The organism is Halovivax limisalsi, assembly GCF_023093535.1.
GTDB classification, from domain to species: domain Archaea; phylum Halobacteriota; class Halobacteria; order Halobacteriales; family Natrialbaceae; genus Halovivax; species Halovivax limisalsi.
On sequence record NZ_CP095757.1, the window covers coordinates 3,885,582 to 3,894,819 of the forward strand.

The following is a 9,238-nucleotide window of genomic DNA, read 5'->3' on the forward strand; positions in this document are numbered from 1 at the left end:
ACGGACGCCGCTCGATGGCTGGTCGGCGTACTGCAGACGAAACTGGGCACTCGAATCGGTGCAGCTCCTCGAATCGCGGCGGAATCACTCCAGTTGGAGGTCGATCACCGCGAGATCCTCCGAGGGCACGGCCGCCGCGAACGCCGATTCCACCTCGTCCCACGTCTCGGGTCGGTAGGCCTCGATGCCGAAGCTCTCGGCGAACGCCACGAAGTCGGGGTTCCCCAGTCCCGTTCCGGTGGCCTCGCCGCGGTGCTCGACCTGTTTCTCGGAGATCAACCCGTAATCGTCGTCTGTGAAGACGACGACCGTGAACGAGCAGTCGAGGCGGGTCGCCGTCTCGAGCTCCGCGGCGTTCATGAGGAAGCCGCCGTCGCCCGTCGCGGCGACGACGTTCGCGTCGAGGGCGCGATCGGCGGCGAGCGCGCCGGGGACGGCGATCCCCATGCTCGCCAGGCCGTTCGATACGATGCAGGTGTTGGGCTCGTAGGTGGGAAACGCCTGCGCGATGGCCATCTTGTGGCTGCCGACGTCGGAGACGAGGACGTCCGCGTCGGTCATCGCCTCGCGCAACAGGGGAAGGGCGTTCCGGACGGTGATCGGGTCGTCCGCGTCGGGCGGCGACGTGGCCTCCGTCAGGATGCGGATGTGGCGGTCGCCGCACCAGAGCGAGCAGGCCGCGGCCGGGAGCGCCTCGCCGACGGCCTCGAGTGCGGCGCCGACGTCGGCGACGAGTTCGACGTCCGGCGTGTAGTGGCGATAGACCTCCGCCGGTTCGTGATCCACGTGGACGATGGCCGTCTCGAGGTCGGGGTTCCAGTCTTGCGGGTCGTGCTCGGCGATGTCGTAGCCCACCGCGATCACGCAGTCGGCGCGCTCGATCGCCCGCTCGGCCTCTCCCTCGGGGCCGGAGTCGAGCGTCATCAGCGACGCCGGGTCGCGGTCCGAGATCGCGCCCTTGCCCATGTACGTGGCGACGACGGGGATCTCGAGGCGGTCGACGAACCCGCGGAGGCGGTCCGCGGCGCGGGTCCTGACGGCGCCGTTCCCTGCGAGGACTATCGGTCGGTCGGCGGCGTCGATCACCGACGCGGCCCGCTCGACGGACGCATCGTCCGGATCGGGGCGGCGCACCTGTCCGGGTTCGACGATCGGCGTCGCGTCGACCGAGCCCGCCTCGACCGCCTCCGCGGCGACGTCCTCCGGCAGTTCGAGGTGGGTCGCGCCCGGCTTCTCGTACTCCGCCAGCTTGAACGCCTTGCGGACGGACTCGGGGACGGTTTCGGGCGCCGCGATCTGGGCGTTCCAGGTGACGACGGGTTCGAAGACGTCGACCACGTCGAGCGCCTGGTGGCTCTCCTTGTGGAGGCGTTCGCGCCCGCCCTGGCCGGTGATCGCGACGAGCGGGCTCTTGTCGAGTTCCGCGTCGGCGACGCCCGTGATCAGGTTGGTCGCGCCGGGGCCCAGCGTCGCGAGGCAGACGCCGGCCTCGCCGGTCACCCGGCCGTGAACGTCGGCCATGAACGCCGCCCCCTGTTCGTGTCTGGTGGGGACGAACGCGATCGAGGACGCCCGGAGCGAGAACAGCAGGTCCTCCACCTCCTCGCCGGGCACCCCGTAGACGGTCTCGACGCCCTCCGCCTCGAGGCAGGCGACGAGGAGATCGGACGCGGTGCTCACGCGGACTCACACCCGTGCGTCGGGCCGGTGTCGGTCTCGGCGTCCGGGTTCCGGACCCGGGACGCCGTCCGGTTGTCCAGCTCGATGATGCCCTCCATGACAGGTCCACGTCCATCACCCGCAACCTTCAAACCGCCGACGGACGGATCCGCGTGGAGGGCCGGACGCCTCGCGAGGGGGATCGTCGGGTTCAACGAACCCGGTTATTTTTCCGCCGAACGGAAGATAGCCGAACGAACCATGCGCGAATTCGACCGAGTATCGGAAGTGATCCGCTACGCCGAGGACGTCACCCGCCTGACGGAGTTTTACACCGGCGTCTTCGACTTCGAGATCGCCGCCGGTGACCCCGCACACGGCTTCGTCCGCTTCGACACCGGCGATTGCAGCCTTTGTCTACACGCCGGCCGGGACGCCGACCTCGGCGACTACCCCACGAAAGTCGTGTTCGCGGTCGACGACGTCGACGCGGCCCGGGAGTACCTCCTGGATCGCGACGTCGAAATGGGCGACATCCGGTCGCCGGCGCCCGGAACGCGCGTCTGCGACGGCCGCGATCCGGAGGGAAACCCGTTCTCGATCGAATCGACGGACTAGGTACGATCAGGCCGGACCGGATCCAGCCCCGGCGAACTCGAACCGCGCGCCGCCGTCCCGACTTTCGGTCACGGCGACGTCCCAGCCGTGTGCGCGGGCGATCTCGGAGACGATCCCCAGCCCGAACCCGGTCCCGCCGGCCCCCGAGAAGCCCATCTCGAGGACGTTCTCGCGCTCGTCCGGTTCGATTCCCCGCCCGTCGTCTGCGACGAAGAAGCCGCCGTCGAGGGCGGCTTCGAGTGACCCGACCGTCACGGTGAGGGCCGGCTCGCCGGGCGACGGACCGCCGTCCGCGTCACCGGCCTCCCGGGCGTCGTCGGCGGCCGGCCGATCGTCCAGGCCGTGTTCGATCGCGTTTCGGTAGAGGTTCTCGAACAGTTCCTCGAGACGGGGGCGGTCGGCCTCGATCGTGGCGTCGGTTTCGACGACGAGTTCGGCGGTGCCGGTCTCGACGTGGTTCCAGGCCGACCGTGCCGCCGCCGCCAGGTCGACCGGTTGCGTCTCGCCGACGACCTCGCCCTTCTTCGCGAGGGTCAGCAGTTCCTCGATCATCCGATCCATCCGATCGAGTTCTTCGACGACCGTCGAGAGGTGTTCGGTCGCGGAGTCCTCCCGGGCGATCTCCGCGTAGCCCTGCGCGATGGCGAGCGGGTTTCGGAGGTCGTGGCTCACGATGCTGGTGAACGACTCGAGGCGCTCGTTCTGGCGCTCGAGTTCTCGCTCGCGCGCTTTGAGGGTCGAGATGTCGGTGTAGATGAGATAGCCCCGGCCGCCGTCCGCGGCGTCGGTCGGCACGGCGCGGAGCAGAAACGACTGCGGGCCATCGCTGGTGTGGCGAACGACCTCCGTGTCACGACGCTCCCCCGCGTTCACCGCCGCCCGGTATTCGACCGGGGCGCCGTCCGAATCGGGGACGAGCAGGTCGTCGACCCGTCGATCGATCGCCTCGGCCGGTTCGAACCCGAAGTGGCGGACGAAGGCGGCGTTGACGCGCTCGACGCGGACCGCGTCGTCGGCTACCCGGTACTCCAGGACGGCGTCCGACACGTTCTCGAAGAGGGCGGCGAAGCGGTCGCGTTCGCGGGTGATCGTCGACGCGTGTGAGATCCGTTCGAGCGCACGTTCGACGTGCGTGGCGACTCGTTCGACGATCTCGCAGTCCGCCTCCTCGAAGGCGTCGACCTCGGCGGACAGGAGCTGGAAGACGCCGTCCGATCCGACGGGGACCGACAGCACCGAGCAGTAGTCGGCGTCCGTCGGCCGGGCCGTCGAATCGCTCGACAGGCCGTTTACCACCCGGGACTCGCCGGTTCGGCGGGTCAGGCCGGCGACGCCTTCGTCGGCGCCCAGCGGGGTCACGTCCGGCTGGAGGGACGTCGCACGCGCCGCTTTCGGGACGAATCGGCCGTCCTCGACGACGAGGACGGCGCAGTCCTGGTATCCCAGCACGTCGGCGACCCAGTCGACGGCGAGTTCGTAGACCTCGCGGCGCTGCTCGGCCACCTCCAACTGGGTGACGAACTCGTAGAGCGGCTCCGAGGCGTCGGTCGTGCTCGCCATCTGGCTGGCGAATAGACGGCCCGGTCGCATATCACCGTTGTGGCACGAGCGCTGACACCGCGATCGCGTTGCGCGCTCGATCGCTCACGCGGCCGGGTAGAACGGTTCGAGGTCGTCCGTCCAGTAGCACTCGCCGTCGTAGACGATGACGGCCGGCGACGAGTCCGCGACCAGCGTCCGGAGGTCGCTCGCGTCGACGACGACGTCGCCCGGATTGCCCACGAGGTTCGCCTGCGCACCCTCGAAGTCCGGCGACCACAGTAGGCCTGCGTCGGGGTAGTGGGCATCACCTGCGAGGGAGAAGGTCCCATCGCCGCGGTCGTCGATCCGATAGGCGAGGACGTAGAGATCGGTGGTGTGGCCGACCTGGCACAGTCCGTCGCCGACGGCGACGAGATCGTCCGTCGCGCCGAGATACCGGCGAACGAATCGAACCGCGTGATCGACCGCCATCCCGCCGCCCAGCAGTTCCAGCAGGAGGCGCCGCGCGTCGGGCGCCAGCACGTCGTCCCCACGGAGGGCGATCGCCGCCACCGCGCCACGGTCGACGAGTGCCGCGGCCGCCGGCAGCGAGTTGGGCGCGTCGAGCAGGACCGTTCGGCCGAGCCAGTTCACCGCCGCCGGCGACAGCGTTCCGTCGGCGCAGGCGAACGCCGAGCCGTCCAGTTCGCCGACGTAGTGGACGAACTCGCGACGGGTTTCGACCGCTTCCCGGAGGTCGGCGACGGTGGCGCGTTCGTACACGTCGACCTCGGTCGGGTACGCCGCTCGGTCGCGGTAGACCTCGCTAGCGGCCTCGACGACCGCCGATCGGCGGTCGTCGGTGACGACGAGGGCAACCCGCCCAGTGCTGCGATCGTCGACGTACGCCGCGCGGTTCTCGTACGCTGCGGGTCGAGAGAGGAACGGCCCCGTGGGCTCCCCTGGACCCAGCCAGCCGGTGAACTGGCCGCTGTCACCGTCGTGATCGGGGACCCCGCCGGGTGTCGGCCCGACGCGGCCGGTCCCTTCGACGGCGCTCGGCAGATAGATGCGCGCCAAGCGGTGCGCGAGCGACGAGAGCGAGGGGACGTGCTCGTCGCTCGGGTCGACGTACATCGTGTAGTGCCACGGCGGCAACACCGGCTCCAGCCGATCGTACGCCAGGTCCGGGTCGAGGTACAGTCCGAGACGCTCGGCCAGGCTCGCGTCGTTCAGGTGTTCCACGTCGAGGTCGAGCGTCTCGAACGCGTGGAGTTCGGCGAGGTCAGCCTGCTGGGCGGCCAGGTGAACGAGCGTGTCGAGGGAGACGACGCGCTGGAGCAGGGCCGCCGCCTCGTGCTGGAATTGCGCGGTCGGGCCCAGCCGTCGGTCGACACCGACCGACGGCACTCGGAGTACCGCGTCGTCACCGTCCGTGACGGTCACGGACGCCCCGAGGTAGAACGCCAGCGAGGCGAGCGGAAACATCACGTCGAGGCGATCTGGAACGCGGAGTTCGACGCCCGTCTCGCCCATCGACGAACGAACCGCCTCCGGAATGTCTGTCCCGTCCCCGAACCGGATCCGGGGCGGGTGTCCGCGCCCGATCGGCGACGAGAGCGACGCTCCGTCCACCCGTCGAGCGACCGCGAAGGACGAGAGCGCTCGCCCGACGCCTTCGGGGGTCCGCGGGACCGTAACGGTGTGTTCGGGAACGTCGACCAGCGACCGGAAGCCGATCGTGACGACCGTCGGCTGGGGAAACGACACGGTGACGGTCCGGTCCGCCCGACGCGAGATCGTCGCCTCGCCGTCGAATTCGATCACCACCTGGATCGCGTCGTCGAACGTCACGTGATAGGCGCCCGGGTCGAGCTGGCGCTCGGTCCGCTCGTCGGTGAGCTTGGTGAGGAACGTCCGTTGGCCGTCGTCGAGGGTCCACACCCAGGTGTGGACCCACGGAAACGAGAGTTCGTTCGCCCGCCCCGTCACCCTGGTGTCGACCGGTTCGGCCAGGTCCGCCGCGTCGTCGAGTCGGTCCCACCCGCTGGTATCGACGGTCGCACGATTTCCCGCCGCGTCCGTCGCGCGTATCGCGGTGTCGACGACGTCGATGTCGACCATCGCCGAACACACGGCTGGAACGGGTAAAGACGTGACGGCCACCATCGTCCGGGTTCAGGCGTGTGAGCGATTGACTGGCGTATTTTGCTCGAACGATTCGTGCGAGAAACGAACCGCTCCGGTCGGATTCGACTACCTCCAGCACCCTCCCGCGGATGCACAGCGCTGCGGGTATAGACGGACCCGCTGGCGGGAGAAAGTATCGCGCTGTACGAAGACGGCTCACTCGGTGATCGCCGGGACGCCGGTTCACGGACGCGGGAGTAGCGATCGCGGACGACCGCCCGCTCTCGACGAGTGCGTTACGCCTCGACCGTCTCCAGCACGCCCTCGCGAATGCGGAGCGCCTGCGGGAGGTAGAAGTCCTCGAGCGTGTGCAACGGGACGGGCGCGTCGAAGCCGGTCACGCGGGTGACCGGCGCCTTCAGGTGGTACAGCGCCTCCTCGTTGATCGTCGCCACGACCTCGGCGCCGACGCCGGCCGACTTGGGCGCCTCGTGGACGACGACGGCCCGGCCCGTCTTCCGCACGGAGTCGGCGATCGTCTCGAGGTCCAGCGGCGAGAGGCTCCGCAGGTCGACGACCTCCACGTCGATCCCGTTCTCGGCGGCCAGATCTTCCGCGACGGCGAGTGCGGGTTGCGTGCTCGCGCCCCAGGTGAACAGCGAGACGTCCGCGCCCTCGCGGCGAACCGACGCCTCGCCGATGGGCACCTCGTAGGGATCGTCGGGGACGTCCTCGCGAATGGCCCGGTAGAGGCGCTTTGGTTCGAGGACGATCACGGGGTCGGGGTCGCGAATCGCCGCGGTGAGCAGCCCCTTCGCGTCGGCGGGCGTACTCGGCGTGACGACCTTCAGGCCGGGTTCGTGGACCAGCGCGGCCTCGCGGGACTCGGAGTGGTGCTCCGGCGCGGCGATGCCGCCGCCGTAGGGCATGCGCACGACCATCGGCACCGTGTACTGACCGTGGGTCCGGCTGCGCATCCGGGCCGCGTGGCTGACGAGCTGGTCGTAGGCGGGCGAGGCGAAGCCCATGAACTGCATCTCCGCGACGGGGCGCATGCCCGACATCGCGAGACCGATCGCCGAGCCGACGATCGCCGACTCCGCGAGCGGCGTGTCGATCACGCGATCGGGGCCGAACTCGTCCTGTAAGTGTTCCGTGGCGCGGAAGACGCCGCCGTTGGTCCCCACGTCCTCGCCGAGGACGACGACGCGGTCGTCGCGAGCGAGTTCGTCCGAAAGCCCCTCGCGCACCGCTTCGACGAGGGAGAGCGACTCGGTCGGCCCGTCGTAGTCGGTCGGATCGACGACGCCGGTCGCCGCCGCTGCGGGCGAACCGTCGTCGGTCGCCTCGTCGCCGGCGGTGGCCTCGTCGCCGACGTCGCTCGTCGTGCTCATTCACCCACCTCCGCGAAGGCCTCGTCGCCGTGGCGCTCGCGCAGGGCCTCGAGGTCGGCCAGCTGTTCGCGCAGGCGCTCGGTCGGTTCCTCGTAGACGTGTTCGACGATCCGCGTCGGATCCGTCTCCGTCGCCTCGGCGCGCTCGACGGCCGTCTCCAGGCACGCCTCGACGCCTTCGCTGATCGCCGCCTCGCGCTCCTCGTCGAGGATGTCCTCGTGATAGAGGTAGCGCTCCAGGCGCTCGAGCGGATCGCGATCGGCCCAGTCCTCGCCGTCGTCCTCGTCGCGGTAGGCGGAGGGGTCGTCGGCGGTCGAGTGCGGCCCGAGACGGTACTGGCAGGATTCGATGAGCGTGGGCCGGCGCTCGCCCTGGGCGGGGTGTTTGGCCTTCTGCAGCGCCGCCCGCGTGACGGCGTAGACCGCGAGCGGGTCGGTGCCGTCGACGCGAACCCCCTCGACGTCGTAGGCGGCGGCCTTCTCGGCGACCGTCTCCGTGGCGGTCTGGTCCTCGAACGGCATGGAGATGGCCCACTGGTTGTTGTTACAGACGAAGACCGCGGGGACGTCGAAGACCGAGGCGAAGTTCAGCCCCTCGTGGAAGTCGCCGGTCGACGTGGCGCCGTCGCCGAAGTGACAGCAGACGGCGCGCTCGTGTTCGCCCTGCATCGAAAAGCCCCAGGCCAGTCCCATCGCCTGGGGCACCTGCGTCCCGATCGGGATGTACTCCGGCAGGACGTTGACGTCGTCCGGGACGGCGTAGCCCTCGCGGTAGCCGGCCAGGTGCGAGAGCAGCGCCTCGTACGACCGACCGTGGCCGTGCTTGGCGGCGTGGTCCCGGTAGGTCGGGACGAGCCAGTCCGCCTCGTCCAGGGCGAAGCTGGTCGCCACCTGCGAGCCCTCCTGGCCGTGCATGGGGGCGTACGTCGAGATGCGCCCCTGGCGCTGCAGGCCGGTCGCCCGTTCGTCGAATCGCCGGGCGAGGACGAGCGCTTCGTACATCTCGAGCAGTTCCTCGTCGGTGAGATCCGGTCGTTCGGCACCCGGCAGGAGCGTGCCGTCGGTGCTCAGGATCTGCACCACGTCGTCGGGCGGACTGGTCGGTTCGGGATAGGTCGTCGGTTGCGGGTCGTCGTATATGCTCATCGGTTTCGTGGGTTCGCGTCGTTCGTGTTCGAATTGTTACAGCTATGCAGCGCACCAGCGCGGCTGGCGGGTGCGAACGCCGGCCCGGTCCCGCTGGCTACGGAATCCGGGGAACGGACGAGATCGCCTCGGCGTCGGTGTCACCGAGCCGGGACGGGTGTCCGCCGATCAAAATGTAAAACGAATAAGCCAGTTCATTGTCGCTACGCGCCGTTTAGGCTGCTTGGCGGACGAACGCGTTTCGGACTGGCAGGCGGACGCCATACCAGCAAAAAAGGGAGGGTCGTACATAATTCTTCGTGAGTTACGTTGGCACACCGCAATCTCCGACAGTTCCGATCCGACTGTGCCGAATAACCACACGATTGTCGACTGAACGCGGATCGAATAGGATATTCTGTAGAAATTCCTATGTCAACTCGCCGACGCTGTGCATCCGTGGAACGGACCGTCTGACGACGGAGGCGATGTACCATGTGGTAACGAATAACTTCACTCGGCGTCGAGTATCGGACGGAATCGACCCGCGAACGAGTGGGCCGTCCGCCCCGGATCGACACCGATCGGGGCGGACGATGCGCCCGTCGGTCCGCGCCCCGGTCGCTCAGCGGTCTCCGGTCCGGTCGGTCGCCCGGACCACCCAACCGTACGCGGACGTACTGGAAGGAACACGACCCTGACCGTTGCAAGGTGCGTTCAAACGGGCCGACGGCGTCATCCCGCATTCAGAGCGCCAGCCGGAGATCGTTGACCGGGGGAGGCGACCGACGG

General features: G+C 69.2%; 6 protein-coding genes. 1 reads left to right on the forward strand and 5 read right to left on the reverse strand.

The window, feature by feature from the left end:
* Positions 1-84: 84 nt before the first annotated feature.
* Positions 85-1,680, reverse strand: a complete 1,596-nt coding sequence (locus tag MXA07_RS18105; RefSeq protein ID WP_247729990.1) for an acetolactate synthase large subunit — start codon at positions 1,678-1,680, stop codon at positions 85-87.
* Positions 1,681-1,920: 240 nt separating this feature from the next.
* Here MXA07_RS18105 and MXA07_RS18110 point away from each other — a divergent pair, with 240 nt between their 5' ends.
* Entirely contained in the window at positions 1,921-2,277 is a 357-nt protein-coding gene (locus tag MXA07_RS18110) for a VOC family protein (protein WP_247729991.1), read from the forward strand.
* Positions 2,278-2,283: 6 nt separating this feature from the next.
* Here MXA07_RS18110 and MXA07_RS18115 read toward each other — a convergent pair whose 3' ends face one another.
* From MXA07_RS18115 to pdhA, 4 genes are all read right to left on the reverse strand, one after another.
* The gene (locus MXA07_RS18115; protein WP_247729992.1) at positions 2,284-3,837 is read right to left on the reverse strand and encodes a sensor histidine kinase; all 1,554 of its coding nucleotides are present in this window, start codon (positions 3,835-3,837) and stop codon (positions 2,284-2,286) included.
* 84 nt (positions 3,838-3,921) lie between these two features.
* Entirely contained in the window at positions 3,922-5,922 is a 2,001-nt protein-coding gene (locus tag MXA07_RS18120) for a hypothetical protein (protein ID WP_247729993.1), read from the reverse strand.
* Positions 5,923-6,224: 302 nt separating this feature from the next.
* A complete protein-coding gene (locus MXA07_RS18125) occupies positions 6,225-7,322 on the reverse strand; it encodes an alpha-ketoacid dehydrogenase subunit beta (protein WP_247729994.1) in 1,098 nt (365 codons plus the stop codon).
* Positions 7,319-8,467, reverse strand: coding sequence for a pyruvate dehydrogenase (acetyl-transferring) E1 component subunit alpha (pdhA, locus tag MXA07_RS18130; RefSeq protein WP_247729995.1), 1,149 nt, complete (start codon positions 8,465-8,467; stop codon positions 7,319-7,321). The genes MXA07_RS18125 and pdhA overlap by 4 nt, the downstream gene beginning before the upstream one ends.
* Positions 8,468-9,238 lie beyond the last annotated feature (771 nt).

Excerpts from the sequence above, each read along its gene's own strand:
- MXA07_RS18110 (WP_247729991.1), top strand. The coding sequence starts at position 1,921 with ATGCGCGAATTCGACCGAGTATCGGAAGTGATCCGCTACGCCGAGGAC.
- MXA07_RS18125 (WP_247729994.1), bottom strand. The coding sequence starts at position 7,322 with ATGAGCACGACGAGCGACGTCGGCGACGAGGCCACCGCCGGCGACGAG.
- MXA07_RS18115 (WP_247729992.1), bottom strand. The coding sequence starts at position 3,837 with ATGGCGAGCACGACCGACGCCTCGGAGCCGCTCTACGAGTTCGTCACC.
- MXA07_RS18120 (WP_247729993.1), bottom strand. The coding sequence starts at position 5,922 with ATGGTCGACATCGACGTCGTCGACACCGCGATACGCGCGACGGACGCG.
- pdhA (WP_247729995.1), bottom strand. The coding sequence starts at position 8,467 with ATGAGCATATACGACGACCCGCAACCGACGACCTATCCCGAACCGACC.